The sequence below is a fragment of the Sorangium sp. So ce426 genome (assembly GCF_051475585.1).
Classification (GTDB): domain Bacteria; phylum Myxococcota_A; class Polyangia; order Polyangiales; family Polyangiaceae; genus Sorangium; species Sorangium cellulosum_B.
In genome coordinates, this window is record NZ_CP150341.1 from 8063632 (window position 1) to 8090371 (window position 26740).

Below are 26740 nucleotides of genomic sequence, written 5' to 3' on the forward strand. Positions count from 1 at the left end.
AGCGTCGTTGAGACGTGAGCGCCTGGATCAGCGCGAGTGGCCGCCTGCTTGCAAGGCGCCTTCGCGGGCTCTCTCGGCGAGGCTCGAAGGAGGAGAGATGGCACGGGCGAAGGCTGGCCGGCGAGCGCGCGCCGCGTCGCAGAGGAGCGCGCAGAGCGCGGACCGGGAGCGGAGCGGCGGCGAAGGCGCGCCCCCGACGGAGCAGGAGAGAGCCCCGCAGGGAGAGCGGCAGAGCGCGGCGGCGCAGCGCGGAAGCTGCGCGCGGCTGCCGGGGAGGAGGGGAATCGCGGGGCTGCTCCTGAGCCGGCTGGAGACGGCGGCATACCGCATCTACGGGCGGGTCGCCGGGCTGTCCGAGGAGCGGCCGGCGCTCGGGGTCGAGATCGCGGCGTCGGCGCTGCGGGCGCTCGGGGCGCGCGCGCCGCGGGTCGTGAGCAGCGTCACGGTGAGCCACGCGCGGGCGGCGGTCCTGCACGCGCTGCAGGACGCGGCGGGCGTGCGGCGCCTCCTGCCGAGCATCGGGCGCGTGGAGGCCGGCGCGAAGAGGCAAGCCTCGACGGTCCGGGCGGCCGGCGCGGCCGGCGCGGGTGGCCCGGAGCGCACGCCGGCGGGGGTCGTCTCGCTCGCGACCGCGCCGGGCGACGGGGGCACGGAGATCAAGGTGGTGCTGCCGGGCGCGCGGCCGCGGAGGCGGCTCGCGCGCGCGGCGGGCGACCTGCTGGCGGAGCTGCCCAGGCGGCAGCTGCGGGGCGAGCTGCGGCGCCTGAGGCAATGGATCGAGATCGGCGAGATCCCGACGACGGCGGGGCAGCCGTCCGGCCGGGCAGACCGTGAGAGGGAGTGACCATGCGCGCGATCTGCTGGAATGGGGTGGATGACATCGTCGTGGAGTCGGTGCCCGAGCCGAAGCTCATCAGCCCGCACGACGCCATCGTCCGCGTCTCGCTGTCGTCGGTCTGCGGCTCGGATCTGCACCTGCTCCACGGGTACGTCCCGACGATGAAGCAGGGCGACATCCTCGGGCACGAGTTCCTCGGCGAGGTCGTGGACACGGGCGCCGAGGTGAAGCGGGTGCAGCGGGGCGATCGCGTCGTCGTGTCGTCCATCATCGGGTGTGGGCGGTGCGCGTATTGCCAGCGCGATCTGTGGTCGCTCTGCGAGAACTCGAATCCTCATCACGTGGCGACGGACAGGCTGTTCGGGGACACGACGGCCGCGATCTTCGGCTACTCGCATGCCCTCGGGGGCTTCGCGGGCAGCCACGCCGAGTACGTGCGCGTGCCGTTCGCGGATCACGGCGCGTTCAAGGTCCCCGACGGGGTGCGGGACGAGAGCGCGCTGTTCGCCTCCGACGCGCTCTCGACGGGCTACATGGCGGCCGAGCTCTGCGACATCCGCCCGGGCCAGGTCGTCGCCGTCTGGGGGTGCGGGGGCGTCGGTCAGATGGCGATCAAGAGCGCCTATCTCCTCGGCGCCGAGCGCGTCATCGCGATCGACCGGATCGCGGACCGCCTGGCGATGGCGAAGGCGCACGGGGGCGCCGACGCCCTGAACTACGCCGAGGTCGACGTCCAGGAGGCGCTCCGCGAGATGACGGGCGGGCGCGGCCCCGACGCCTGCATCGACGCGGTGGGCATGGAAGCCGACGGGACGGGCCTGCAGCACGCGGTCGATCGGGTGAAGCAGGCGTTCCGGATGCAGAACGACCGCCCGCACGTGCTGCGCGAGGCGATGCTGGCCTGCCGCAAGGGAGGCACGGTGTCCATCGTGGGCGTCTATTCCGGGTTCGCCGACAAGATCCCGCTCGGCGCGCTCATGAACAAGGCGCTCATCGTCAGGACCGGCCAGCAGCACGGACAGCGGTACATCCCGCGGCTGCTCGATCACATCCAGCGCGGCGACATCGATCCGTCGTACCTCCTGACGCACCGGATGTGCCTCGACGACGGGCCGCGCGGATACCGCCTCTTCGAGGCGCGCGCGGAGGCGTGCGTGCGCGCGGTGTTCGCCCCCTGACCCTGGCGGGGCCGCCGCCCCCGACCGCGAGCGCTAGCGCTCCCGCCCCTTCGCCAGCGTCGCCTGGATGGCCTGCGCCCGCTTCAGGTGGCTCGCCGCATCATCGCGAATGCGCTGGATCTCCTGCTTCAGCTCCCGGTTCTTCACCCTCGGGATGGCCTGCTCGTCCAGCATCCGCACGGCATGGGCATGCATCCTCACCTGGATGGCCATGTACGTCTGGTCGAATTTCTCGGCCGGCTGCTTCTGGAGGTACGCCGCGAGGATGGACGAGTGCCCGGCGATCATCGCGCTCGCCCGCGTCGGCTCCGCCTTGATCCGGAGACGCCGGAGGAGCGCGCTCAGGCGGCTGTCCCCCTGGGTGTGGGCTTCGATCATCTCCCTGGCGAAATCCTTCACCTCGCGCGACCGCGCCTGTTTGCGGGCGATCATCGCAAGGGAGATCTCCACGTCGTTGGCCGCGGAGATCACCTTCGCGAGGGCGCCGTCCGATATCTGTGTCTCCTCGGACCGCGGGCTCACCTCCTCCAGCCGCTGCTGCAGCTGGGAGATCTGCGCGTCCTGATGGACGTGACCTCCACGCCCAGCCGCGTGCGCGGAGCTGCCGATGACGCTCGCGGCGAGCGCGGCGATCACGGCGACGTGATGCTTGAAATGATGGCGCATCATGGTGAATTTCCTTCCTGGATTTCCGCGGCGCGCATCACCGGCCGATCCGTGGATGCCCGCGGCTCACGACGTCTCGAACGTCAAGCAAGCGGCGGACCCGCTCTCGACGTAATCCGAGACGTCATCCGAGGGACTGCCGTGCTCATGGCGCTGCGCGCGGGCGCGCTCGCGGGGCGATCGCCGCACACCCGGGGAGTCGTCCGCGCCGCGTCTCGGGATTCCACGTCAAGCCAAGAGGGCTCGCCATCCCCCGTCGAATCGAGCGTGCAACCCTGCAAAGGCGCTCGCCTCCTCGAAAGGCGCCCTCTCCGGCGGAGGCCCGGCTCCCTCGGCAATCGCGCTCCTCCGGGAAATCCCCTGCGCCCGGGGCGAGAGGGGCTTGCGGGGCGCCGGTCCCGGTGGTCAAGTGCAGGGTGGCGCGGCCCCCGGGCCGCCTCGCGCGCTGGCGAAGAGCTCGCCCGGAGGCCTCCGCGAATTCGCACATGCCTGACCGCGGCTTCATCCTCACGCCCACGACCCGGGTCGTCGCCGGGTGCCCGGAGCTCCATCTCCACGCGGTGATGGAGGACGGCGCGCCGGCGCTCGTCATCGAGGACAGGTTCAGGCCCTACTTCTTCGTGCGCGCCCGCGACGAGGACGTCGCGCGGCGGCTCGCGGACCGCCGCGTCTCTGCGCAGGCGCTCGAGACGCTCGACGGAGAGCCGGTCCTGCGCGTCGAGGCCGCGCTCCCGCGGGACGTCGCGGCGCTGCGCGACAGGCTGGCCGAGGCCGGCGCCGACGCCCTCGAGGCGGACGTGCGCTTTCCCTACCGCTTTCTCATCGATCGCGGCATCCGCGGGGCGTTCGCTGTCTCCGGGCCTTTCGAGCTCCACCCGGGTGTCGGGCGCGTGTACCGCAATCCAACGCTCGTCCCCGCGAGCTTCGTCCCCCGCCTCCGCGTGCTCTCGCTCGATATCGAGACGAGCCTCGACGGCGAGCACCTCTATGCCATCGCTGTGGCGGGCGCGGGCGGCGAGCGCTGCCTCCTCGTCCGCGACGAGCCGGTGCCCGGCGGGCTCCCCGCCTTCGTCGAGCGCTTCCCTGACGAGAGGACGCTCCTCGAGCGCTTCCTCGAGCTCGTCGCGCAGGCGGACCCCGACGTCCTCACCGGCTGGAACATCCCGGATTTCGATCTGCCCGCGCTCCAGCGCTATTGCCGGCGCGCCGGGCTCCGGTGCGCGCTCGGGAGGGGCGATGACGAGATCGCGATCCTGCGCGATCCGGGCTTCTCGCGCGAGGCGCGCGCCGTCCTGCCGGGGCGGGTGGTGCTCGACGGCCTCGCGCTCCTCCGCGGCGCCTTCCTGCGGCTCGACGATTACCGTCTGGAGACCGCCGCTCGGACGATCCTCGGGCGCGGCAAGCTGTTCGGGCCAGACGACCGGGGCGAGCAGATCGAGGCGTCGTACCGCGACGACCCGGCGCGGCTCGCGGAGTACAACCTCGAGGACGCGCGCCTCGTCCGGGATCTGCTGGAGAAGACGGGGCTCATCGAGCTCTCGGTGCGGAGGAGCCTGCTCACCGGCATGCAGCTCGACCGCGTGGGGGCGCAGATCGCCGCGATCGACTCCCTCTACCTGCCCGCGCTCCGCGCCCGCGGCAAGGTCGCGCCCTCGGTAGCGAGGGAGGGGTCGGAGGGAGGGGCGGAGATCGCCGGCGGCCTGGTGCTCGATTCGCTGCCGGGGCTCTACCGCAACATCGTGGTGTACGATTACAAGAGCCTCTATCCGAGCCTCATTCGCACCTTCAACATCGACCCGCTGACGTTCGTCGCCGGGGGCGACGGGCCGCCCGAGGCGCTCATCGTGACGCCGGGCGGCGCGGCGTTCCGGCGCGGCGAGCCGGGCATCCTGCCCGAGCTCGTCGCGCGCCTCTGGGACGAGCGGGCCGAGGCGCGGCGGGCGGGCGACGAGCGGGGCGCGATGGCCATCAAGATCCTCATGAACTCGCTCTTCGGCGTGCTCGGCTCTCCCGCGTCGCGCCTGTTCTCCCCCGAGGTCGCGAACGCCATCACGCGTGCCGGGCAGCACGTCATCAGGCTCACGGCCGAGGCGGTGCGGAGGGCCGGGCACCGGGTGCTTTACGGAGACACCGACTCTCTCTTCGTCGACATCGGCGAGCCGGACGCGGCGCGCGCCGTCGCCCGGGCCGAGGAGCTGCGCGACGCCATCTCCGGGGCGGTCGCCGCCGAGATCGCGAGGACGTTCGGCTGCGAGAGCCGGCTGGAGCTCGAGTTCGAGAAGGTCTATGCGCGCTTCCTCCTGCCCGAGCTGCGCGGCGCCGCGCAGGGCAGCAAGAAGCGCTATGCGGGCCTCGTCGCCGGGGAGGGCGGCGACAAGCTCGAGATCGTCGGGCTCGAGGCGGTCCGGCGGGACGCGAGCGCTGTCGCGCGGCGCTTCCAGCGGGAGCTGCTCGACCTGGTCTTCCACGATCGCCCGGTGGAGGCCTTCGTGCGGAGCTTCGTGACGGAGCTCCGCGCTGGACGGTTCGACGCGGAGCTCGTGTACAAGAAGGCGCTGAGGAAGCCGCTCGGCGCTTACACGAAGACGACGCCGCCGCACGTGAAGGCGGCCCGCAAGCTGGGCGGGGACGCGGGGCGGATCGTGGCCTATGTGATCACGCGCGCTGGCCCGGAGCCGGCGGGCCAGACGACGGCGCCGCCGGACTACGATCATTACGTGTCGCAGCAGCTCAAGCCGATCGCGGACTCGGTGCTGCGGTGGCTGGGCGGGGCCGATTTCGATGAGATGACGGGCGCGCGGCGGCAGCTCTCGCTGTTCTGACCCGGCGCTCGTCGCGCGAGGCGAACCCGGGGGCGGGCGGGCGGGCGCGTGGCGGAGTCCCCGGAGGAGCGCCGAGAGCCCGGAGGAGCGCCGGGAGATCGATAGCTCCCGGGCGCGCCCGGGGAGCTCACCTGGCCGACAGCGCGTCGGTGACCATCGCGCGCGCCTCGTCGAGCACGCGATCGAGGTGCGCCTGGTCCTTGAAGCTCTCCGCGTAGATCTTGTAGACGTCCTCGGTGCCCGAGGGCCGCGCGGCGAACCAGCCGTTCTCCGCGACGACCTTGAGCCCGCCGATCTCGCCGCCGTTGCCGGGCGCGCGCGTGAGCTTCGCGGTGATCGGCTCGCCCGCGAGGGTCTCGGCGCGCACCGCGTCGGGGGAGAGCTTCTTGAGCACGCTCTTCTGGCTCGGCGTGGCCGGCGCGTCGATGCGCGTGTAGATCGGCGCGCCGAACCGCGCGGTGAGGTCGCGGTAGTGCTCGGCCGGGTCGCGCCCGGTGCGGGCGAGGATCTCGGCGGCGAGCAGGTCGAGGAGGATACCGTCCTTGTCCGTCGACCACACCTGGCCGTTCTTCCGCAGGAACGAGGCGCCCGCGCTCTCCTCGCCGCCGAAGCCGAGCGAGCCGTCGAGCAGCCCGTCGACGAACCACTTGAAGCCGACCGGCACCTCGCGGAGCGGGCGGCCGAGGTCCTTCGCCACCCGATCGATCATGCTGCTCGAGACGAGCGTCTTGCCCACGGCCGCGTCGGGCCGCCAGAGCGGGCGGCTCCGGAACAGGTAGGACACCGCCACGGCGAGGTAATGGTTCGGGTTCATCAGCCCGGCGCTGCGCGTGACGATGCCGTGGCGATCCGAGTCGGCGTCGTTGCCGAACGCGAGATCGTAGTCGTCCTTGAGCGCGATGAGGTTCGCCATCGCGTGCGGCGACGAGCAGTCCATGCGGATCTTGCCGTCGTGATCGAGGGGCATGAAGCTGAAGGTGGGGTCGACGGCCTGGTTCACCACCGTGATGTCCAGCCCGAATTTCTCGGCGATCGGCGCCCAGTACGCGATGTTCGAGCCGCCGAGCGGGTCGACGCCGATGCGCAGCTTCGCGCCGCGGACGGCCTCGAGATCGACGACGTTGCCGAGATCGGCGACGTAGGGGCCGATGAAATCGTACGGGTGGGTCGTCGGCGCGCGCAGCGCGGCCTCGTAGGGCGTGCGCTTCACGCCCGCGTTGTCGGCGCGGAGCAGCTCGTTGGCGCGCGCCTCGATCCAGCCGGTGACGGCGGTGTCGGCCGGCCCGCCGTTCGGCGGGTTGTACTTGATGCCGCCGTCGTCGGGCGGGTTGTGCGACGGCGTGATCACCACGCCGTCCGCGAGCCCCGACGTGCGCCCGCGGTTGGCGGTGAGGATCGCGTGCGAGATGGCCGGCGTCGGCGTGACGCCGTTCCGCTCGGCGATGAGGACGTCGACGCCGTTGGCCGCGAAGACCTCGATGACGCTGCGCTGCGCCGGCTCCGAGAGCGCGTGCGTGTCCATGCCGAGGTAGAGCGAGCCCGTCGTGCCCTCCTTCGCGCGGTAGTCGCAGATGGCCTGCGCGATCGCGAGGACGTGCGCCTCGTTGAAGCTGCGCCGCGCGGCCGAGCCGCGGTGGCCGGAGGTGCCGAAGGCGACGCGCTGCTGCGGATCGGCCATGTCGGGGCGCTCGCTGTAGTACTGCGCGCGCAGCGCGTCGGGATCGATCAGCACATCGGGAGGGGCCTTGCGGCCTGCGAGGGGGTGTAGCGGCATGAGCCTCCGCATAGTCGAGCGCGCGGGACGAGCCAACCCTTCCACGGGGCGCCCCGGGCGCCGCGCAGGGGCGCGGCTGGGCCGGCAAGGTGGAGGCCTGAGCGCCGCTCGCCTCGCCGCCCCCCGCGGGAGGCCGTGGCGGCGGCGGGGAGGGCGCGACCGCCACGCGCTCAGGATCAGCGGTTCACAGCGGCCTGTCCTTCGCCGCCGCCTCGAGCCAGTCCGCGCACGCGCCGTCCTCGGCGGGCGGCTGAACGCCCTTGAGGAGATACCAGGCCTCCCGGTGCTCCGCGCGGGCGCCGGGCGAAACGCGCTGCAGCGGGCCGAGCGACTCGATCTCGAGCATGTCCGCGTTCGTGAACGTCTCGAAGTTGCACCCCATGTCCGGGTACGTGGCGCCCTCGATGAACGGGAACCGCTTCAGGAACACGTTCCCGTGGTTCGCGTACGCCGCGTAGCCCTGGGTCACGAGCGCGCCCACCTTCTGCGGCCCCTTGCCCGCGACCTGCCGCAGGCGGATCACACGCTTGCCCCAGGTCCACCGGGGCTCGGCCATGTCGGTGTACGACCACAGCACGAGCGGCCGCGCCGGCAGGACGCGATCGGGGTGCGGGACGAACGGCGCCTGCGGGAACAGGCACTCGCCGCCGCCCGCCATCACGGAGAGCGACCACGGGGCGAACTCGACGGCATAGGCGCTGTGGTTCTCGATCGCATGATCGACGACGAACCTGCCCGCCGCCGCGTCCGCCGCGATGCGGACCTCCTTCTGCATTCCGTACCTGTCCGGCGCGGTCCGCAGCACGAGCGCGCCGTTCTCCTCCCGGTGCTGCACGGGATCGTTGTCGGGCTGCAACGTCCGCTGCTCGTCCTCGGGGCCGATCCAGAGCCGGTGACCGCCGTAGAACCTGTAGTGGGTCCCGCCTGTCGCGCCCATGTCCTCGGGGATCTCGGCGAATTCGTTCGGACCGCCGATGACGCCGTACCGGATGATGCGCGGGCCGATGTCGAGCGTGACGACGAGCTCCGTGTCGCCGCAGACGAGGCGCGCGGCGCGCTTCCAACCGCCGTAAGGGATGATCTCCATGCCGGAGGTCTCGTAGCGCAGAACCGGAGGGCGGTTCAACCCCGACTGCCGAGCCCGCTCCTGCGCCATCGCCCTGGACATCCGGCGCCGCGCCGCCTCGCCCCGCGAGCGGCGCGACCGCTCAGGTGCCGCTGCCGGCGAGGCGCTCCGGGGGCGCGAAGTCGGCCGGGCGGCCGCCGAGGCCCATCGAGATGACGCGCCGCCAGCGGAGGTCGCCGAGGTCGAGCGCGAGATCCTGCAGGGGCGGCAGCGCGTGCGCGCGGCTCGACGCGGCGGCGATCGCGCGGAGCAGCGGCACGACGAGGGGCGAGCGCTGCCGGGGCACGCCGAGCTGCTCGGCGAGCTCGTCGCCCAGAACGGCCCGGGAGAGGCCGCAAGAGATGGCCATGAACCGCTCGGCGCTCCGGCGCTCGCCGTCGGTCCGCGCGCTGCGTACCCTGCGGGTGAGCAGCGCGTCCACGAGCATGCGCGAGTCGTGGTCCGGCGCGCCCTGCGTCGCGAAGATCATCTCGGCCAGCCGTCGCGCCTCGGCGTAGGACCCGGGGATGAGCTCCGGCTCGACGCCGATGACGTGGGCCACGTAGCGCCAGAGGTGGACGAGGTCCTCCCTCTGGGCGGGCGCGAAGCGGTAGGCGAGCTTGTCGAGGCCGTCGATGACCGCGACCGAGAAGAGCAGCGCCGTCGCCACCATGTCGTGCTGGTTGATCGGCTCGCCCCAGAGGGCCGCCTGCCACCGGCCGCTCGCGCGGATGAGGCGCCGCACCTGCGCGTGCATGACGCGCACCTTGACGGTGATCGCGAAGCCCTCGCCGGAGCGGCGCATTCCGTTCGCCTGGCTCACGGCGTAGACGAACCGGCTCGTCTCGGCGAGGCGGCGCTCGGCCTGCTCGCGGAGCCTCCCCGAGAAGACCAGCGGCTTGTTCCCGCCGGGCGACGCGTACCCGAGGATGAGCGACTGCATCGCGAGCAGGATCCCGCCGAGGACGCCCGTGCGCAGGAACGCCGCCCCGCCGCGGTTCACCGCCTCCCAGTCCACCCAGAGGGGCACGTGATCGACCGACGCGAAGAGCGCCCGCAGCTCGGCCGGGGCCTCTTTCGCCGTGCGGTCATCGTCCATGCCGCGCATGCCGCGCGCGAGGGCGGCCTCCAGGAGGCGGAAGCCCTGGCCCGGCGGCATCGACGCGAACGCGTCCACGACGGCGTCGGCGACCGGATCGACGCGGAGCAGGAAGGGCCCCAGGCGATCGAGCTGGTCGCCGAAGCGACGGCGAGCGTCTGCGGTGTCCTGGAAGCGAGCGGGGATCGTCGCGTTCTCCATGAGCTGCAACAGGATATCCCTTGGCACACCGGCCGCGCTCCGCAAAGGCGACGCCGCGCGAAGCGGAGCTCCGCGGATCACCGCTGCGCGATCGTGCGCCCCCGCTGCGCAAGGCAGAACCTGAGCCCCTCCCGCAGGCTGCGCATCGGGTTCAGCTCGTCGAACGCGACGCCGATCGTGACGAGCGTCTCCGCGACATGACCGCCGAGGCCGGTGAGGACGCAGCGCGCGCCGAGGAGCTGCACCGCCTGAGCGAGCTTGATGAGGTGCTGGGCGGTCATGGAGTCGATGAGCGTGACGCCGGTCAGATCGAGGATCACCCACTCGACGTCGCTGTCTTCCGCCACGCGCACGAGGAGCCGCTCGGTCACCTCGACGGCGCGCACCGAGTCGAACAGCCCGACGAGCGGGAGCGTGAGGATGCCGTGCCATATGTCGATGATCGGCACCGAGAGCTCCCGGATCGCGCACTCCTGGCGCTGGATGGTGTCCAGCTGATGCTCGAGCTCGCGCTTCGAGGCGGCGAGCGCGGCGAGCGCCTGGCTCTTCTGCTGCGTGGTCGCGGAGAGCTCGGAGAGAAAGACGCGCAGCGCCTCCTCGATCACCCCGAAGGCGTCGTGCTCGACCGCCGCCAGCTGCTTCAGCGCGAGCTCGACCTCTCCCGTGGACGCGAGCGCAACCGCGTCGATGACGCGTTGCATCCGGCCTTCCTCGATGGAGATCAACTTCTCGGATTCTTGCATGGGCTCCTGTGGGCGCAGCAGGGGTTGACCGGTGAGGAAGCGGAGTCACCGGGCTCATGCGCGGGGTGGACCTCGCCGGCCCGCACGGGAGGACGTGCTCGCGGTGACCTGGGCTTGTGCGCCCGATCGCACGGCTCTACGTATCCCAACATCCTACCTCGCGATCGGGCGTGTGAATCGACGTTCGACCAAGATGGGATAGATAGCCTATCCCCGGCGCGGCTGAAATGAGCCCGGCGCGGCTGATCCGCGCTTCCCTGCTGCCCGCTCTCGGGACCTCATGTTCAATCGACCGAGCGAACGCAACGGAACCCGGTCGAGACGTCGCCTGCCTCACGATCATACGCCAGCCGGAACGTCGCTTTTGCCGTGCTGGCGGAGAAGTCCCACGATCCTCCGCGGAGCACGCCCCTGCTGCCGGTCGCCGGCACCTGGGGATCTGTCTGGGCGCCTCTGGCATACACGCCTGGGTCCCAGCCGTCGGCCACCCACTCCCAGACGTTGCCCGCCATGTCGAGCGCGCCCGACGGGCTCGCTCCGGCCTTGGCCGAGCCGACGCCCTGGGTGCCCCTGCCGCGCCCGCCGCAGCCCTGCCCAGGAGGCCGGGACACGACCGCGTGCGCGCACCCTGGCGGCTCGTTGCCCCACGGATACTCGCGGCCGTCGGCGCCGCGCGCGGCGTATTCCCACTCGGCCTCGGTCGGGAGCCGCTTGCCGGCGAAGGCGCAGTACGCGGCCGCCTGCGCCTGGTCGACGCACGAGATCGGGTGTTGCGACTTCGCGGGATCCGCCGCGGTGCAGAGCGCGCCGCGCTGCGCGACGTCGGCGTCGGTCGCGCGGGGGCCGTGCAGGCCGCTCGGCGTGCACCGGCCCGCCTCGACGCAGCGCTGGTAGGCGGCGACCGTCACCTCGGTGCGATCGACGTCGAACGCGCGGGTCAGCGTCACCTCGTGGGGCGGGCGCTCGGATTTGCCGCCCTTCGCGCTGCCCATCGTGAAGCGGCCCGCCGGCATCCGGACCATGTCGGGCGGGGACGGCGCCTTCATCGGGGGCGCGCTCAGGCCGCCGAGCGCGCGCGCCGGCCGCGCGCCGTCGGGGGCGCGGTGGCGGACGAACGCGACGGCGCCTGCGCCGGCCGCGGCCAGGGCGGCCGCCGAGACGAGCGCGGGCAACAGGCGCCGCCGCGGAGCGGCCCTGGCGGCCTGGGGCGTGGGAGGGGGCGACGCCGGTTGCGGGGCAGCCTGCGGCGGCGCGCTCGTCGCCAGGCCGCGAATCGTCGTGAGCGACGGCGTGGGCGGCGCGCCGGCGGACGTTGGCGGCGCGCCGACAGACGTGGGCAGCTCGCCGGCGGGTAGGCCAGCGGCCACGCGCTCCGTCCCCGCCGTGCCCAGCGCCGCAGCGCCGGGCGCCGCGCCCGCTGGCGGGCTGCCCGCTGCGAGCGCGCCCGCGCCGGCGGGCGCGGCCGTCGCCATCGCGGCCTCGAGCGCTCCCCAGAGCTCGCCTGCGGTGCGGTAGCGCTCCCGCGGGTCGATCGCGAGCGCGCGGCGCACCACCGCCTCGACGGCGTCGGGCGCGCTCACGCCCGCGCCGCCCAGGCTCGGGCGGAACGCCGGATCGGTCGCGGCGATGTACAGCTGCGTGACGTCGCTGCCGAGGAGGGCGCGGTTGCCCGAGGCCACCTCGATGAGCACCAGGGCGAGCGCGAAGACGTCGGTCCACGGCCCGGTCGCGCCGAAGCGGTGGTGAAACTGCTCGGGCGCGCCGTAATGGACGGTGAAGGCCCGGAGCGCGCTCCCTGTCTCGGCCATCGCCTGCGTCATGCTCGAGAGCTCGCCGAGCACCTTGGCGATCCCGAAGTCGAGGACCTTCAGCGTGCGCCGGCCGCCGATCTCGGCGAGGAACAGGTTGGCCGGCTTGACGTCGCGGTGGGCGACGCCCTGCGCGTGCGCGATCTCGAGCGCGTACGCAGCGGGCGCGAGCAGGGCGATCGCCTCGGCGAGCGGGCGCGCCGCCTCGCCGCGGGCGCGCCGCTCGGCGATCTCGCGGTCGAGCGGCACGCCATGGAGCCACTCGAGCACGAGATAAGGCGTCCACTCGCCCGACGGCGAGACCGCGGCGCCGGCGTCGAGGGCCTGCACGATGCCGGCGCTCGCCCGGGAGAGGCGGTGGAGGAGCCGCCCCTCGTCGAGGAGCATCCGCTGGAACGACGCGCGCTCCGCCGGGGCCAGCGATCCGAGCAGCTTCAGGCACTTGACCGCGACCGGCTCGTCGAACCCGAGGTGCTGGCCGCGGTAGACGACGCCGAACCCACCCTCGCCGACCACGGCGTCGAGCCGGTACTTGCCGTCGATCGTCGCGCCCACCCAGCCGAAGGGATCCGAAGGTGCCATCTCGCGGCGCGAGTCTACACCGGGCGCCGCGGCCGCGCGGAGCTCGCGCCCAGCCAGGCGCCGAGCGCCCCACGGCGTCTGAGCCTCAGCGCCCGAGAGGATCCGGACGGATCCAGAGCGTCCCTGTGTCTCCGAGCCCCCTCAGGGCGCCCGCTCCTCGAACCCGCCCGGCCTCAGCGCCCGCTCGAAGAACGCACACAGCTCCTCGTGCCGCGCGCGCGCGTCCGCGCGGCCGATCTCGATGAGCGCCCCGGCGAACTCCCCGTCGAACAGCAGGTAGGACAGGAAGTCGGCCTCGCGCTGCTCGTCTCCCTCGGCGAGGCGCCGCATCACGCGGCCGAGCACGCTCGTGGTCCGCGCGCGGAACGCCGGGGATCGCACGAACTCCGCCGCCAGGCTGCCGATGTCCTTGGAGGCGCGGATGAGCAGCGACCGCATCGGCCGGAGCGCGCGCCCCGGCGGCAGCCCGAGCTCGTCGTTGAGTCCGTCGATGAAGCCCTCGCCATAGCGCCGCCGCCCCGCCTCCAGGATCCCGTTGATGCTCTCGAGGCGCGCCAGGTCGTTGTCGATCCGGTCGAGCATCAGCGCGTTCAGCGTCTTGCCGAGCAGGAAGAGGGGCCCGGGGAGGCCCGGCGCGTCGCGCTCGGCCGCGCTCGACGCGGGCTCGATGTACCGCGGATTGACCACGATCACGCCGTCGGCCCCGAGGCGCCGCGCGGGCGACAGCGGGACGTTCTGGCGCAGCCCGCCGTCGCAGTAGAGCTCTCCGTCGATGTTCACCGGGCGGAACAGGATGGGGAGCGCGGACGAGGCGAGCGCGTGCTGCGCGCGGATCGCGGTTGCGCGCGGGGAGATCGTCGGGTCGTGGCTCCAGGGCGGCAGGCCAGGCTCGCGGCGGTGGACGAAGACGACGGTGCGGCCGCTCTTGACCAGCGTCGTCGACACGGTAAGCGCCGACAGGAGGCCCCTCTCGAGGTGGCCGTCGATCCGCTCGAAGGGCACGGCCTCCGCGATCTGCCGCTCGAGGCCCGACGTGTCGAGGAGCGCGGCGCGGCCGCCGCTCGAGGGCGCGCTCGCGGCGCCCCCGCGGAGCAGGTCGTGCCCCACCGCGAGCACGCCGCGCACGTCGAGGCGCACGAGGTCGTCGATGCGCAGGCGCGTCCACACCGCGGCGAGCCGCCGCGCGCGGCTCCGCGCCTCGTCCGCGAACGCGGCGAGCCCACAGACGTTGATGGCGCCGACCGAGGTGCCGCACAGGATGTCGAGCGGCGCCTCGCGGCCGAGATCGCGAGAGACGTCCTCGAGGATGTGCTGCGCCACGCCGACCTCGTAAGCGCCGCGCGCGGCGCCGCCGGCCAGGACGAGCGCGATCTTGGGGGCGCGGCCACTCCGGGTCGAGACGGGCGCCAGGTCAGGCATGCTCGCAGAATACCATGATCGCCGTCGCGACATGGTCTCTTTGGCGCGCTTCACGCGTCGCCGCGGCGTGCTACACCCGCCGTGAGCGCGGGCATGGAGGCGCGCGGTGACGGCAGATGACGGCAATCTACCTGGCCCTTGCCTACCTCCTCGGAGCGATCCCGACAGGCTACCTCTTCGCGCGGTTCGTCAAAGGGGTCGACCTCCGCGAGGTCGGCTCGGGGAACATCGGCGCGACGAACGTTTTGCGCGCCTTCGGCTGGGGGCCTGGCCTGGCCGTCCTCGCCGCGGACGTGGCGAAGGGCGCGCTCGTCGCCGGGCCCCTCGCGTCGTGGCTCTCCGTCGCGCCCGGCGGGTGGGTCGCCGCGGCGGGCGGCCTCACCGCGGTGCTGGGCCACGACTACACGGTCTTCCTCGGGATGCGGGGCGGCAAGGGCGTCGCGACGTCCTGCGGTGTCCTGCTCGTGCTGGCGCCGCGGTCCACGCTCGCCACGCTGGCCGTCTTCGCGGTCGTCGTTCGGGCGACCCGCATGGTCTCGGCGGGCTCCCTCGCCGGCGCCCTCGCCCTGCCCCTCTTCCTCTGGCTCCTCGGCGAGCGGGGCGCCCCGGCCCTCTGCCTCTCGCTGCTCCTCGCCGCGCTCGTCTGGCTCAAGCACATCCCGAACATCCGGCGGATGCTCGCGGGCACCGAGAGCACGATCTCGTTCGGGAGGCGGCGCCACGACGAGCACGACGGCCCGCCGCGCGACGGCGAGCGCCGCTGACGGCCGCGGCGTCGCTCGGCCGCAGAGCGCGGCGCCCGCTCACTTGGTCATGATCTTCGTGAAGATCACCGCGCCTTCTTTGTCGATGAACTCGAACAGCAGGCTCCTCCCCTCGAACCGCAGATACGCGAAGCCCTCGGTCTTGTCCGTGAAGAAGAGCTGCCTCGGCTCGGTCGGGATCGAGGAGGCGACCGGGCGGGTCTTCGAGCCGGCGCCGCTGATGGGAAAATAGGTGTTCGGGCAGCCCTCGTCTCGCCCCTTGTCGATGAACTCGAGGTTGTGGTCGTGGCCCGCCATGTACATGTCGGCCCCGCAGTAGATGGCCTGCTGCATGGCGAACATCCCGCTCATCCCGAGCGACGGGTTGTCCGCGGCGTGAGCTCCGGACGTGTAGCGGGGGTGATGGCCGAAGACGATCTTCCACGTGGCGTCCGAGGCGGCGACCCGCGCGCTCATGTAGCGCGCCTGGTCATCGGACGTGAAGTCGACGGTATCGATCCCGAAGAGATGGACGTCGCCGACGCGAACGTCGTAATACGAGGCGGGCATGTGCCACTTATCGGTCAGCCGCATGCCGGGCCCGTCGCCCACGGGCAGCTGCGAATAGTCGATCTGCGCTTGCCGCACGCCGCTGCTGCTGGGGCCGTAGTCGTGGTTCCCCAGCACCGCGTAGAACGGGAGGCCGTTCAGCCCCGGTCTGTCGTAGGGCTGCTCGAACTTGGGGCCCCACTGCGCATCGATCGTGTCGACCACGCCGTGGTCGTAGAAATTGTCGCCGTTCATCATCACGGCGTGACAGCCCCCGACCTCGATGCACTTCTCGCTCATCCGATCGGCGACCTGGTTCTGCGCGAGGTTTCCCTCGCCGGTGTCGCCGATCGCGATGATCCTGACGACATCATGGCGAGAGACGACGGTCCCGATGACCTGTTCGCGCCCCGCGCCCGAGCTCGCTCCGGGACCCGCGGCGCTCCCGCCGCTCGGCCCGGCGCCGCTGCTCGCGGCGCCCGTGCTGGTCGGCTCATGGCCTGTCCCCTCGTGCGCTCCGGCGCTCGGGATCGGCACGCTGTCCGCCACGCCGCAGCCCGCGCCGAGCGCGACGGCCGGCGACGCGGAGAGGACGAGGGCAACAACGGACTTCATGGAGATCGCGAGAGGACGATCTGCGCGGAGAGGCTTCATCTGGCGCTCATTGTAACCAACGCCGGTCTCCGATGATCCTCCCGCCGGCGCCCATGCCGTCGCCCGCGATCGGAGCGGCCCTTTCGACGGTGCCCGTTTTCGCTTGACGTCAGCGAGATCACCGTGTACTGAAGTTGAACATCACTTTCAATATCAACAACAAAGCCAACGCGCCGCGCGGAGATGCCCGCGCGCCGGATCAGTACACGCGAAACTGCCCGCTCAGCGTCAACAGCGAGAGCATGTGGAGCAACCTCGAGAAGTAGCGGGTCTCCCCGGTCGCCGGCGGCGTCGTCCACACCGCCTCGATGTAGGCGGCGCGATCGTCGTTCGTCGCGATCAGCCCGGTGACCCCGTTCATGAAGATGAGCGCCGACTCCGGCGTGGCGCTGAGCATCGCGCCGTTGATCTTGAAGACCGCGCCGTATTTGTCGATGCCCAGCTTCGAGAAGAACCCGAGCAGCCGGTCCGCCTCCTCCACTTGCCACGGGTCGACGCCGAACCAGACGTGGTCGAGCGCGAGGCTCAGCTGCGTGCGGTAGGCCTCGGAGCCGAAGTAGTCCCAGTTGAGCACCGGCGTGCCGTCGAAATGGGTGCGCACTGGGATGAGCCCCGTGCTCGGGTGCGCGGCCTCCTGCCAGTGGGTGCGCGCGCTGGCGGCAGCCTCGGACCAGAAGGGGTCGCGCATGGCCTGCGCCCAGAGCTCGTAATAGGCTGGCATCTCGATGGAAGGACGGGTGACGTCCGCCGCCGAGACGTGCGGGTAGTCGTAGACGAGCTTCGTCGTCGAATCGAACGTGTTGGTCACCCCCGAGGCGACCCCCCCGTTCAGGGCCTCCTTGTGGCGCATCACCTCGAGCAGGCTGATCGCGTCCTGCCCATAGTCGATGGTCCCGGTGTCGCTCCCCCAGCGGCCATGGGCGAAGAACAGCGCCATCGCGACCTGCTGGAGGCCAAAGGGATCGAAGCACGCCACCGCCGTGCCCCCCGGGACGTCGCACCATGACATGAGGTATCCCTGGCCGGGACCGGACTTGAGCTGGAGAGTGGACTTGGCGTATCTCCAGATCCGGTCGAACTCGTCTCGCTTGTCGAGCTCGACCGTGATGATCATCCCGAGGCCGATGCCCTCGGAGCGCACGCTATTGTGGTAGTCGTCCCAGATGTAGGCCTGTTCGGTGCCGGGCACCGGGTAGTAGACGGTCTCTTCGTCGCGATCGCCGTAGAAGAGCTGATCGAAGCTGTCCTCGATCTTCGCCGCGATCTCCTCGTCCGTCTTGCCGAGCACGTCGCGGAACGCGTTGGGATACTCGGAAGGGCCCGTCAGCGGGCCGAGCTCATCGCTGCTCATCCGGTCGTAGCCGAGCGAATCCACCGTGGTCACACACCCAGGCAGCACACACACCGCCATCCAGGCACCGGCGACGCCGGAAGCTGCGCGGAACGAACGGAGGAGGGCAGGGCAACGCATGACCCAGAGTTTAGTTGTTTACATAGCGCCGTACCCGGGAAGCAAGCACGCTGTTCGGATGCCGGCGAAGAAATGCCGCGGCGCGCTGCGAGGCAGCGTCGGAGCGGCCGCTCTTCGCGAGCGCGTCGATCCGCAGGACCTCGGCCTCGAGGCTCAGCCGCCCGCGCGGATGCGCCCTGGAGTAGGCGTCCAGCAGCGAGAGCGCGCCTCGCGCGTTCCCGCTCGCGAGCATGGTGCGCGCCGCGTCCAGCGCGCCGAGCTCCGCCTCCAGGGCGGCGCCCGCACCGGACGGCTTCGGCTCGAGCTTCGTGGCCGCAGCGCTGCTGCCACCCGCGAGCGCCGGGGCCATCGTCTCCTCCGCGAGAGCCTCCACCGGCGCTGGCGCCGAGACAGGCGCCTGCACGGGCCGCGCCGCCGTCTGCACGACCGGGTCGGCGAGCGCGGGGCCGAAGCGGTGCGCCGCGGCGACGTCCGGCGCGTCTTGCCCGCGCCAGGCGAGGTAGCCCGCCGGGATGCCGGCGAGCATGCCCACCGTCGAGAGCGCGACGAGGATCTTGGTCCAGCCGAGCTTCACGGCGAGCGACGAGGACGTAGCGGCCCCGCCTGCCGCGGAGAGCGCCGCAGGCGCCGCCACGCTGGCCGACAGGGCGGCAGCGCCGGCGAGCCCCAGCGCCGCCAGCGTCTTCGCGCGCGTCTCCGGTGACGTGGGATACGACGCGCCTGCGCTCAGCAGCGCGCGTTCGAGCGGGTTGTCGCTCTCCTCCAGTAGGCGACGTGGTTCCATCATCGTCTCACCTCGCTCGTCGAAACGAGCTCCAGCGCGCGGACGCGCTCACGAAAATCGGCCCTGGCCCTTCGCAGCCGAGAGGCCACGGTGCCCTGCGGGATCCCCAGCACGCCGGCGATCTCCACCATGCTCATCTCCTCGAACTCGTACAGCACGAACACGGTCCGCAGATCGGACTCCATCTGGTCGAGGACCTGATCGAGCATCTGTCGCGCGTGTTTCTGGCTGGTGAGCTGCTCGGGTGTCGCAGCGTCCACAACCTCCGGCGGCTCGGCCGCGGGGAACTCTCGCCGGCGCGCGGCGCTGCGGCGCGCGTGGGCGGCTACGTGAAGCGCGGTCTGGAGAAGAAAGCTCTTCTCGGCGCCGGGCCGGACGTCGTCCAGCCGCTGCGCGGCGGCGATGAAGGTGCGCTGCACCGCATCGTCGATCTCGGCAGCAGGGGTCCCCGCGTTGCGGAGCACCCGCCCGATGAAGTCAAGATGAGCGTCCACCATCCGTCGCAGACGCGCGTCCCGCTGCTTCACGTTGGCCGCCGATGGCGCCACGCTCGCCGGCTCGCTTTCAGGCAAAGCAGGCGATGCCATGACGTCGGCGACCATACTCACCGCGAGGCGAGGCATGAGACCAGTGAAGAACGGACACTACCGGGAAGCAATGGGCGACAGCCGGAGCGGAACAAATTGCTAGCGTCGGGGGGGGCAGCGTGCCTGCGGCCCAGCTTCCGGATGCCGTCCATGGGTCATAATTCCCAGCGCGAGTCGGAGTGATCACAGAATCCTGGCTTAGAAGTTGTGCACGATTCCAACGCCAACGAGCGGCGAGATCACCGGCGTCTCGCCGACGGTCTCTGCAGACCACCCCATGGTGAACCGCCGGTGAACGAGCGGCACGAGGGCGCCGGCCTCGAGCTCGAGGGCGGTGCCCCCGCCGAGGAGCGCAGCGGCGCGCGCAAAGCCTCCCGCGCTCCACCACGATCGCACCGCGGACTCCGGGTTCGAGATACCTCGTCCCGTCGCCGCGAGCCAGCCGCCGGCGGCGACGACGCACGGCTCTGCGCTGACGATAGGGCCGAGCTGCCAGCGCACCGGGCACGCGGAGAGGGCCGCGGCCGCCCACTGGATGAGGGCGCTGTCGCCGCCCGACAGCAGGTCGTTCCGCGCGTACATCAGCGAGAGACCGAACGAAGGGCTCAATGGGCCCTCGACGTGCGGGGTCACCCTGGCACCGAGGGCGGCGCCCAGGCTCGCATGAGGTGCGACGACGTGGGCCACCACCACGTGCGCGCCGAGCGCGAACCTGAGCGGAGGCACCTCTCGCGGGGCGGGCGGCGGCGCAGGGGGGACAGCGGGCGGCGGCGCAGGGGGAGCGAGGGGCGCGGTCACCTCGACCACCTCGTCGAGCGCGAGCGCCGCGGTGAGCGAGAGCGCCTGGACCACGACGTCGCACGACGTGGCATCGACGATCCGCGTGTCGGTCTCGCCGCCTGCGTGAACGACGCGCAGCTCGCCGTGGACCCCGGCTCCGCCGCGGCTCAGCCGGACGCGGACACCCCAGCCGTCCTCTCCGTCAGCCGCGAGGCGCACGCGGTCCGACCGGGCACGGAGGCCGTCGTAGAACTGGTCAGCGGTCGAGCATTCCGCCGGGGCATCGAAGTCGATGCGAATAGGGATCGGCGCCGGCGCCGCGGTGGCCGAGGACCAGCCGAGGACGACGAGCTCGATGAGCGAGATGCCGTCACCGGAAGCCACGGGCCCGAAGGTGCCACGAACCGTTCGTGAACCGCCAGATGCTCCTGCACCCAGCAGATGTGCAGCGTGCAAAAATCCAGGGAGGGGGCGACGCAGCGCGGTGGCGGCGCGCACACACAGGCGCGGTGAGCTATCTCATCGCGCGAACGTGAGGTCGCGCTCACGCTCCTCGGAGGCGAGCGAGCACCTCGCGCAGCGATCCGAGCTCCGCGTCCGCGCCGGTGAAGTCCGACAGCGCCGTGAGCGGCGACGGGACGACCCAGCACGTCAGGCCCGCGGCCTTGGCCGACCGGAGCCCGCGCTCGGAGTCCTCGATCACGAGGACATCGCGCGCCGCGAGCCCCAGCCGCTCGCAGGCGATCCGGTACGGCTCGGGATCCGGCTTGGCGCGCGCGTACTGATCCCGCGTGAGCGCGAACTCGAACCACCCGAGGAGGCCCGTCGCCGCGTGCGCTCGGTGGAACGGCTCGGGCTTGCTGCTCGTGACGATCGCCATGCGAAAGCGCGCGGCGAGCTCCGTGACGACCTCTCGCACGCCCGGCAACAGCGTGTCTCCGCCCGCGACGAGCTCGAGGTACCGGCGATCCCGCTCGTCGGCAAGCCGCCGCACGCCCGCCTCGTCGACCCCGCGAGCGCTCGCGAGGTGCCAGGCGCCGCGCGCCTCGACGAGGAACAGCTGGCGATAGTCGTCGAGGGTGAGATCGACGCCGACCGACGCAATCGTCTCGCGCGTTGCCTGGAAGTAAAGCCCTTCGGTGTCGACGAGGACTCCATCGTTGTCCCAGAGGATGGCCTTGAACACGCGGCGCCTTCGTAGCGCCGCCCCTCGATGCCGGCAAGCGAGCCCGGCGGCCGCGGGCGCCACGCCTCGGACACGCCTCGGGCGGAGAAGCCGAGACATAAGCGCTCGCGAAGTACAAAGTTCGTGACGGCGCCACGAGATATGGTGCTAGCCTCGGTCAAGGCGGATAACACCAACACATCCACCGAGGCGGTGCTCCCATGGGTGACAAATCTCCGAAGGCCAAAGAGCGACAGAAGAAGCAGGACACGGCGGAGAAGAACCAGAAGAAGGCAGCCGCGACCGCCAAGGCGTCGCCTGCTCCGGCCGCGCCCGCCAAGAAGGGCAAGTAGCCGGATCGAGCGGGGCCGCGCTCCGCGCGGTTCACACCCCGCTTCGACAAAGCTCCCCACCCCACCTCGCCTCTCCCGTGGCTCGGCGCGCGCGTCGCTCGGCGCCGGGCCACGGACGAGCCTGATTTCTTCCACCGCAGCATCTTCCTGGCGCGGCGGCCTCGCGCTAGAGAAGGCCGAGCCGTGCGACCCACCCCGCTCCAAGCCGTCGCGCCGCCGCTCGCCGCGCTCGTGATCCTTCTGGCGCTCTGGGAGGCGCTCGCCCGAGCGCTCAGCGTCCCTGCCTACCTCCTGCCGCCTCCCTCGGACGTGGCGCGGGCGGGCGCGGTGAACGCCGCCACCCTGCTCGCCGGCGCCGTCACGACGGCGAAGGCCGCGCTCGCGGGCTTCGTCCTCAGCGCCGCGGTCGGCGTGCTCGCCGCCATCGCGCTCGCCTCGTCGCGCCCGCTCGAGAGGGCGCTCTATCCCTATACCGTCTTCCTGCAGACCGTCCCGATCGTCGCCATCGCCCCGCTGCTCGTGCTCTGGTGCGGCCCCGGCCTGCGCGCGGTCGCTGTCTCGGCGTTCATCGTCTCCGTGTTCCCGGTCATCGCGAACACGCTCGCGGGCCTGCGCTCCGTCGAGCCCGCGCTGCGGGATCTCTTCCGGCTCTACGGGGCGGGCCGCTTCGCCACGCTCCGCAAGCTCGAGCTGCCCTCGGCGCTCCCCCACCTCGTGACGGGGCTCCGGATCGCGGCGGGCCTCGCCGTCATCGGCGCGATCGTCGGGGAGTTCGTCGCCGGCTTCTCGGAGGACGCCGCCGGCCTGGGCATCCTGGTCCTCTCCGCCTACCGCCAGCTGCGCACGGATCTGCTCTTCGCCGCCGTGCTGCTCGCCTCCGGGCTCGGCCTCGCGCTGTTCGGCGCCGTCGACCTCGCCGGCAGGCGGCTCTTGCGGCGCTGGCATCCTTCGGAGATCAATCGCTGATGCACTTCCCCGACAGCCGCCGGTCGTTCCTCCGACGCCTCGCACGCCTCGCCTCCCTCGCCGCCGTCCCCCTCCTCGCCCCCGCCTGCTCGCGCTCGCAGTCGCCGGAGGGCGACGGGCGCGCCTCGTCCGCGTCCCCGCAAGGAAGCGCGCCGGCCGCGCCTTCGCAGAGCGCGCCCGGCGCGGCTGCCCCCAGCGCGCCGGCCGCGAAGGTGAAGCTCGCCCTCAACTGGGTCCCGGAGCCCGAGTTCGGCGGGTTCTACGCCGCGCGCGAGTCGGGCGCGTTCGCCAAGGAGGGGCTCGATGTCGAGATCCTCGGCGGCGGCGCCGGCGTGCCGGTCGTCCAGATGGTGGCCGGCGGGCAGGTGGATTTCGGCATCTCCGGCGCCGACGAGGTGCTCACCGCCCGCGCCCGCGGCGCGGACGTGCTCCCCCTCTTCGCCGTGTTCCAGACCTCGCCGCAGGCCATCATGACCCACGAGAGCCGCGGCGCGAAGGGCATCGCCGACATCCTCAAGTCGGGCACGCTCGCGATCGAGCCGGGGCTGCCTTACGCCGCGTACCTCAAGAAGAAGTACGGGTTCGACAAGGTGAAGGTCGTGCCGTACGACGGCGGCGTCGCCCGCTTCGTCGCCGACAAAGCCTTCTCCCAGCAGTGCTTCATCACCGCCGAGCCGATCGCGGCCAAGCGCAAGGGGAGCGATCCCGCCGCGTTCCTGGTGGCCAGCGAGGGGTTCAACCCGTACGTCGTGGTCGTGATCACGCGCGCAGCCCTCTGGAAGGAGAACCCGGAGCGCGTCCGCGCGTTCGTCCGCGCGACGCGCGAGGGCTGGCGCACATACCTCCAAGATCCGACGCGGTCCAACGAGATCATGGCCAAGCTCAACACCTCGATGGACGCGGAGACCTTCGTCGCCGCGGCCGAGGCGCAGCGGCCGCTGATCGAGACCACCGAGACCAAGGAGAAGGGCCTCGGCGTGATGACCAGCGAGCGCTGGGAGACGCTCGCGAAGCAGCTCGTGGACCTCGGCGTGCTCGAGAAGGCGCCGCCGATCGACGAGGTGCTCGTCGCGACGCGCTGAGCGGCGCGAGAGGCGCGCGGCGCGACAGGCGCGGCGCGCGGCGAGAGATCTCGGCGCGCGACTTCGTCTAGAATGTCGCACGGCCGCCGCGCCTCGTGGCGCAGCCGCGCCTCAACGCAAGGGAAGAGCGCCCTCCATGGCTTCCACGCATCGACCTCGGGCCAGCTGGCTCCCGTTCGCCTCGCTGCCCCTCGCGGCGGCGTACGTGCCTGCCGCCGTCGCCATCGCCTTTGCCGCGTGCGGCGACGAGTTCACGGCGCGCCCGCCCGACGCGTCGACGAGCTCGAGCACCGGCGGCGGGAGCGGCGGGAGCGGCGGGAGCGGCGGCGGGTGTCCTGGAGGCGGCATGGCCTGCGGCGACGCATGCGTTGACCCGATGACGGACGCGCAGCACTGCGGCGCGTGCGACGTCGCCTGCCCGACCTTCGGCGGCGAGCCGACCTGCCAGGACGGGGTCTGCCAGTCGCCGGCGTGCGAGGAGAACCGCGGCAACTGCGACAAGGACCCCGAGAACGCGTGCGAGGTGGACCTCCTCACGAGCACCGCGCACTGCGGCAGGTGCGACAAGCCCTGCGGCGGCCAATGCGTGCGGGGCGCCTGCGTCGCGCCCACGCACATCGCGGCTGGCACGGATTACACGTGCGCGGTGCTCAGCGACGGCTCGGTCTGGTGCTGGGGCAGCAACACCTGGGGCAACCTCGGCGACGGGACACTGCAGCAGGATCGACGCGTCCCGAGGCCGGTCATGGGCCTCAGCGGCGCTGCCAGGGTCGCGGCGAGCATCTCGTCGGGGCGCGCGCACACCTGCGCGGTGCTGACCGACGGCGCGGTGGCGTGCTGGGGCGCGGGCAACAGCGGACAGCTCGGCGACGGCGAGGCGACGAACTCCCCTTCCCCCGTGCGCGCCAAGGAGCTCGCGGGCGCGACCCAGGTCGCCGTCGGCGGGACCCATACCTGCGCGGTGACGGCGTCGCACGAGCTCTATTGCTGGGGCGAGGGCAGCTCCGGCCAGCTGGGCTACGGCGACGAGGTCGATCGGGTCGAGCCCACCGTGATGCTGGACGGCGTGGACTCGGTGAGCGCCGGCCTCTCGCACACCTGCGCGGGCATGATCGAGCGGATGGGCGAGCGCACGATGAACTGCTGGGGTCACAACGAGAGCGGCCAGCTCGGCCTCGGCACCTTCAACCAGCAGAACACCCCGCAGCCCGTCGCGGGCCTCACCAGCGTCGCGCTGACGGCCGCGGGCGCCTTGCACACGTGCGCCGCGCCGGCGCGCGGCGTGGCCTCCTGCTGGGGCAAGGGAGAGCAGTTCCGCCTCGGGACTGGCGTCGTGAACCCCGAGGCGAATCCCCGGAAGATCCCGGCCCTCGTGGACGTGACCCGGATCGCGCTCGGCGCGAGGCACTCCGGCGCGGTGCTGGCGGGCGGCGAGGTGCTCATGTGGGGCGACAACGCGAAGGGGCAGCTCGGCAACGGCACGCAGGATCCGGTGCTCCTTCCGGAGCCGATCGGGCTGACCGATGTGGTCGAGCTGGCCCTCGGCAATGACCACAGCTGCGCGCTCAAGCGCACGGGCGAGATGCTCTGCTGGGGTGACAACACGAACGGCGAGCTGGGCGACGGGACCGTCGAGCCCCGGCTCGTGCCGACGCGCGTCGCCTGGCCGGCGCAGCCTTAGCGCGACACGTCGACCGCGGGGACCGCCGCGCGCCAGAGGCTGCCTTCGGGAACATCCGGCAGCGCTCACCAACACGCCACCAGGACGCGCGCTCCGACCGTTGCACACATTCGTCGCCACGTGCACTACGTAACCAACGTCGACTGACGTGGACTGACGTGGACCAACCTGGACTGACGTGGACCAACCTGGACTGACGTGACTGCGCTGTGCAGGCAGGGCGCAAGCGCGCAACTACGCGGACACACATGTGAAACATGACGCGGGCGACGTGGCCGACGCGGGCGACGTGGCCGACGCGGGCGACGTGGCCGACGTGGCCGAGTCGGGCGACGCGGGACGAGTCAGCCGGGCAGCGGCCTCCCTGATATTTCATGAACCGAAGAATTTCGACTCGACAGCCAATCAGCTCAACCGCATATACTCCAGCTATCATGGCCGCGTCGTCAGCCTGACGAAGCCAGGCAATTTGCACGTTGGCTTCTGGACGCGACCTATTTCGACAACCCCGGTCCGGCAACCATGGACCCCTGGAGGGCACATGTCGCAATCCGTCACGTCAAAATCATCACACTCCAACGGAAAATGGTTGGCCTGCGGCGCGCTGGCGATCCTCTCCGCCGTGTCGCCGCTGATCCCGGGTCCGGCGCTGGCGCAGGGGGGGTACTACGGCGAGATCAAGACGTTCGCGACGTTCCCCGCGGCTCCGGGGTTCCCCGAAGGCATCGCGGTCCATGGGAATCGGGTTTACGTCTCCGGCCCGGCGATGTTCGGCACCGCAGGTCAAGGCCCGTCGAAGATCATCGTATTCGACAGGGACACCAAAATCCAGAAGAGCACGATCGTCGTGGCGGGCGAGATGCTCGCCGAGGAGCATGCGCTGAGCTGCATCGCCGTCGACGACGACGGCCGGGTCTACGCGCTCAGCACGCAGCTCGGCCTCCTGCGCTTCACGAAGACTGGACACGGATATGTCCAGGAGAGCTACGGCGATCCGCTGCCGGATTTGCCTCCGTGCGTGATGGCCGCGCCGGGAGAGGCGTGCTCGCCGGCGCCCTTCCCGGCGCCGCCGCTGCCGAACGATATCGCCTTCGACGAGGAGGGTTATGCGTATGTGACCGACTCGATGCAGGCGACGATCTTCCGCTACCCGCCCGGGGGCGGCGCGCCGGAGATCTGGTTCCAGAGCTCCGCCCTCGTCGGCAGCGGCGACGTGCCGATCGGCGTGAACGGGATCCGGCTCGATCCGGAGCGGGAGCACGTCTATTTCTCGGTGTCGTTCTCCCCGTCGGACCCGAGCCTGGGGTCCATCTACCGGCTCCCCCTCGTCGAGGCCCCCGAAGAGGCCGATCTGGAGCTCGTCCACGACTACGATGCTGGCGAGGCGCCCGACGGGTTCGCGTTCGGCAAGTCGGGGAAGCTCTATGTCACGCTCGCGGCGGCCAACGCGATCTCGGTGCTCAACAAGCACGGGGTCGAGGTGTCGCGCATCGAGAGCGCACCAGGGGACGAGATGCCCCTCGACGCCCCCGCCAACGTGGCGTTCAACGACCCGGCGCAGACGCTGCTCATCGTGAATCACGCGAGCTTCACCATGAACCCCGCGCACTTCGGGGTGCTGCGGGTCTGGGTCGGCGACAAGGCCGATCCGCTCGAGAAGCCGTCGCTCCCTTGAGACGAGACCAGGGCG

General features: G+C 71.8%; 22 protein-coding genes. 9 read left to right on the forward strand and 13 right to left on the reverse strand.

Annotated features, from left to right (window positions below; all coding sequences use genetic code 11):
• The first annotated feature begins 97 nt into the window (after positions 1-97).
• Both WMF44_RS29810 and WMF44_RS29815 read left to right on the forward strand, forming a co-directional pair.
• Positions 98-844: a hypothetical protein gene (locus tag WMF44_RS29810; protein WP_437293444.1), complete on the forward strand. Its 747-nt coding sequence runs from the start codon at positions 98-100 to the stop codon at positions 842-844.
• A 2-nt stretch (positions 845-846) separates the two neighbouring features.
• Positions 847-2016 carry a zinc-dependent alcohol dehydrogenase gene (locus WMF44_RS29815; protein ID WP_437293445.1) on the forward strand — a complete coding sequence of 390 codons (1170 nt, stop codon included), beginning with the start codon at positions 847-849 and terminating at the stop codon, positions 2014-2016.
• 33 nt (positions 2017-2049) lie between these two features.
• On the opposite strand, the gene WMF44_RS29820 is transcribed toward WMF44_RS29815, so the two are convergent.
• Positions 2050-2685, reverse strand: a complete 636-nt coding sequence (locus tag WMF44_RS29820; protein WP_437293446.1) for a DUF4142 domain-containing protein — start codon at positions 2683-2685, stop codon at positions 2050-2052.
• 482 nt (positions 2686-3167) lie between these two features.
• Between WMF44_RS29820 and WMF44_RS29825 the strand changes: the two genes are divergently transcribed.
• Positions 3168-5504, forward strand: coding sequence for a DNA polymerase II (locus WMF44_RS29825; RefSeq protein WP_437293447.1), 2337 nt, complete (start codon positions 3168-3170; stop codon positions 5502-5504).
• Between the two features lie 127 nt (positions 5505-5631).
• Here WMF44_RS29825 and pgm read toward each other — a convergent pair whose 3' ends face one another.
• The 6 genes from pgm to WMF44_RS29855 form a co-directional block, all read right to left on the reverse strand.
• On the reverse strand, positions 5632-7278 hold the full coding sequence (pgm, locus tag WMF44_RS29830) for a phosphoglucomutase (alpha-D-glucose-1,6-bisphosphate-dependent) (protein WP_437293448.1): 1647 nt from the start codon (positions 7276-7278) through the stop codon (positions 5632-5634).
• Positions 7279-7462: 184 nt separating this feature from the next.
• A complete protein-coding gene (locus WMF44_RS29835; protein WP_437293449.1) occupies positions 7463-8365 on the reverse strand; it encodes a hypothetical protein in 903 nt (300 codons plus the stop codon).
• Positions 8366-8486: 121 nt separating this feature from the next.
• The gene (locus WMF44_RS29840) at positions 8487-9683 is read right to left on the reverse strand and encodes an oxygenase MpaB family protein (RefSeq protein WP_437301631.1); all 1197 of its coding nucleotides are present in this window, start codon (positions 9681-9683) and stop codon (positions 8487-8489) included.
• 77 nt (positions 9684-9760) lie between these two features.
• Positions 9761-10426, reverse strand: a complete 666-nt coding sequence (locus WMF44_RS29845) for an STAS domain-containing protein (RefSeq protein ID WP_437293450.1) — start codon at positions 10424-10426, stop codon at positions 9761-9763.
• 284 nt (positions 10427-10710) lie between these two features.
• Positions 10711-12816: a bifunctional serine/threonine-protein kinase/formylglycine-generating enzyme family protein gene (locus WMF44_RS29850; RefSeq protein WP_437293451.1), complete on the reverse strand. Its 2106-nt coding sequence runs from the start codon at positions 12814-12816 to the stop codon at positions 10711-10713.
• Between the two features lie 141 nt (positions 12817-12957).
• On the reverse strand, positions 12958-14235 hold the full coding sequence (locus tag WMF44_RS29855) for a patatin-like phospholipase family protein (RefSeq protein WP_437293452.1): 1278 nt from the start codon (positions 14233-14235) through the stop codon (positions 12958-12960).
• 116 nt (positions 14236-14351) lie between these two features.
• On the opposite strand from WMF44_RS29855, the gene plsY reads away from it, so the two are divergent.
• On the forward strand, positions 14352-14999 hold the full coding sequence (plsY, locus tag WMF44_RS29860) for a glycerol-3-phosphate 1-O-acyltransferase PlsY (RefSeq protein WP_437293453.1): 648 nt from the start codon (positions 14352-14354) through the stop codon (positions 14997-14999).
• Positions 15000-15038: 39 nt separating this feature from the next.
• On the opposite strand, the gene WMF44_RS29865 is transcribed toward plsY, so the two are convergent.
• The 6 genes from WMF44_RS29865 to WMF44_RS29890 all read right to left on the reverse strand — a co-directional run bounded on the left by WMF44_RS29865 (position 15039) and on the right by WMF44_RS29890 (position 20989).
• A complete protein-coding gene (locus tag WMF44_RS29865) occupies positions 15039-16142 on the reverse strand; it encodes a purple acid phosphatase family protein (protein ID WP_437293454.1) in 1104 nt (367 codons plus the stop codon).
• Between the two features lie 238 nt (positions 16143-16380).
• Positions 16381-17652, reverse strand: coding sequence for a glycosyl hydrolase family 8 (locus tag WMF44_RS29870; RefSeq protein ID WP_437293455.1), 1272 nt, complete (start codon positions 17650-17652; stop codon positions 16381-16383).
• Between the two features lie 10 nt (positions 17653-17662).
• Entirely contained in the window at positions 17663-18439 is a 777-nt protein-coding gene (locus tag WMF44_RS29875) for a hypothetical protein (protein ID WP_437293456.1), read from the reverse strand.
• Positions 18436-19023 (reverse strand): RNA polymerase sigma factor, encoded by a 588-nt coding sequence (locus WMF44_RS29880; protein WP_437293457.1) that lies wholly within the window; start codon positions 19021-19023, stop codon positions 18436-18438. Before WMF44_RS29880 ends, WMF44_RS29875 begins: the two co-directional genes overlap by 4 nt.
• A 198-nt stretch (positions 19024-19221) precedes the next feature.
• Positions 19222-20187 carry a hypothetical protein gene (locus tag WMF44_RS29885; RefSeq protein WP_437293458.1) on the reverse strand — a complete coding sequence of 322 codons (966 nt, stop codon included), beginning with the start codon at positions 20185-20187 and terminating at the stop codon, positions 19222-19224.
• 160 nt (positions 20188-20347) lie between these two features.
• Positions 20348-20989, reverse strand: a complete 642-nt coding sequence (locus WMF44_RS29890) for an HAD family hydrolase (protein ID WP_437293459.1) — start codon at positions 20987-20989, stop codon at positions 20348-20350.
• Between the two features lie 200 nt (positions 20990-21189).
• On the opposite strand from WMF44_RS29890, the gene WMF44_RS29895 reads away from it, so the two are divergent.
• The 5 genes from WMF44_RS29895 to WMF44_RS29915 all read left to right on the forward strand — a co-directional run bounded on the left by WMF44_RS29895 (position 21190) and on the right by WMF44_RS29915 (position 26725).
• Positions 21190-21321 carry a hypothetical protein gene (locus tag WMF44_RS29895; RefSeq protein ID WP_269454198.1) on the forward strand — a complete coding sequence of 44 codons (132 nt, stop codon included), beginning with the start codon at positions 21190-21192 and terminating at the stop codon, positions 21319-21321.
• Between the two features lie 183 nt (positions 21322-21504).
• Positions 21505-22287 (forward strand): ABC transporter permease, encoded by a 783-nt coding sequence (locus WMF44_RS29900; RefSeq protein WP_437293460.1) that lies wholly within the window; start codon positions 21505-21507, stop codon positions 22285-22287.
• Positions 22287-23369: an ABC transporter substrate-binding protein gene (locus tag WMF44_RS29905; protein WP_437293461.1), complete on the forward strand. Its 1083-nt coding sequence runs from the start codon at positions 22287-22289 to the stop codon at positions 23367-23369. The genes WMF44_RS29900 and WMF44_RS29905 overlap by 1 nt, the downstream gene beginning before the upstream one ends.
• 136 nt (positions 23370-23505) lie before the next feature.
• A complete protein-coding gene (locus tag WMF44_RS29910; protein ID WP_437293462.1) occupies positions 23506-25050 on the forward strand; it encodes a hypothetical protein in 1545 nt (514 codons plus the stop codon).
• Between the two features lie 622 nt (positions 25051-25672).
• A complete protein-coding gene (locus tag WMF44_RS29915) occupies positions 25673-26725 on the forward strand; it encodes an SMP-30/gluconolactonase/LRE family protein (protein ID WP_437293463.1) in 1053 nt (350 codons plus the stop codon).
• The last annotated feature ends 15 nt before the right edge of the window (positions 26726-26740 follow it).

Bases quoted from the DNA above. Each gene is read 5' to 3' on its own strand.
- pgm (WP_437293448.1), bottom strand. From the start codon at position 7,278: ATGCCGCTACACCCCCTCGCAGGCCGCAAGGCCCCTCCCGATGTGCTG.
- WMF44_RS29810 (WP_437293444.1), top strand. From the start codon at position 98: ATGGCACGGGCGAAGGCTGGCCGGCGAGCGCGCGCCGCGTCGCAGAGG.
- WMF44_RS29875 (WP_437293456.1), bottom strand. From the start codon at position 18,439: ATGATGGAACCACGTCGCCTACTGGAGGAGAGCGACAACCCGCTCGAA.
- WMF44_RS29845 (WP_437293450.1), bottom strand. From the start codon at position 10,426: ATGCAAGAATCCGAGAAGTTGATCTCCATCGAGGAAGGCCGGATGCAA.
- WMF44_RS29905 (WP_437293461.1), top strand. From the start codon at position 22,287: ATGCACTTCCCCGACAGCCGCCGGTCGTTCCTCCGACGCCTCGCACGC.
- WMF44_RS29820 (WP_437293446.1), bottom strand. From the start codon at position 2,685: ATGATGCGCCATCATTTCAAGCATCACGTCGCCGTGATCGCCGCGCTC.
- WMF44_RS29870 (WP_437293455.1), bottom strand. From the start codon at position 17,652: ATGCGTTGCCCTGCCCTCCTCCGTTCGTTCCGCGCAGCTTCCGGCGTC.
- WMF44_RS29855 (WP_437293452.1), bottom strand. From the start codon at position 14,235: ATGCCTGACCTGGCGCCCGTCTCGACCCGGAGTGGCCGCGCCCCCAAG.
- WMF44_RS29840 (WP_437301631.1), bottom strand. From the start codon at position 9,683: ATGGAGAACGCGACGATCCCCGCTCGCTTCCAGGACACCGCAGACGCT.
- WMF44_RS29850 (WP_437293451.1), bottom strand. From the start codon at position 12,816: ATGGCACCTTCGGATCCCTTCGGCTGGGTGGGCGCGACGATCGACGGC.
- WMF44_RS29880 (WP_437293457.1), bottom strand. From the start codon at position 19,023: ATGGCATCGCCTGCTTTGCCTGAAAGCGAGCCGGCGAGCGTGGCGCCA.
- WMF44_RS29815 (WP_437293445.1), top strand. From the start codon at position 847: ATGCGCGCGATCTGCTGGAATGGGGTGGATGACATCGTCGTGGAGTCG.
- WMF44_RS29910 (WP_437293462.1), top strand. From the start codon at position 23,506: ATGGCTTCCACGCATCGACCTCGGGCCAGCTGGCTCCCGTTCGCCTCG.
- WMF44_RS29835 (WP_437293449.1), bottom strand. From the start codon at position 8,365: ATGGAGATCATCCCTTACGGCGGTTGGAAGCGCGCCGCGCGCCTCGTC.
- plsY (WP_437293453.1), top strand. From the start codon at position 14,352: ATGACGGCAATCTACCTGGCCCTTGCCTACCTCCTCGGAGCGATCCCG.
- WMF44_RS29865 (WP_437293454.1), bottom strand. From the start codon at position 16,142: ATGAAGTCCGTTGTTGCCCTCGTCCTCTCCGCGTCGCCGGCCGTCGCG.
- WMF44_RS29895 (WP_269454198.1), top strand. From the start codon at position 21,190: ATGGGTGACAAATCTCCGAAGGCCAAAGAGCGACAGAAGAAGCAGGAC.
- WMF44_RS29825 (WP_437293447.1), top strand. From the start codon at position 3,168: ATGCCTGACCGCGGCTTCATCCTCACGCCCACGACCCGGGTCGTCGCC.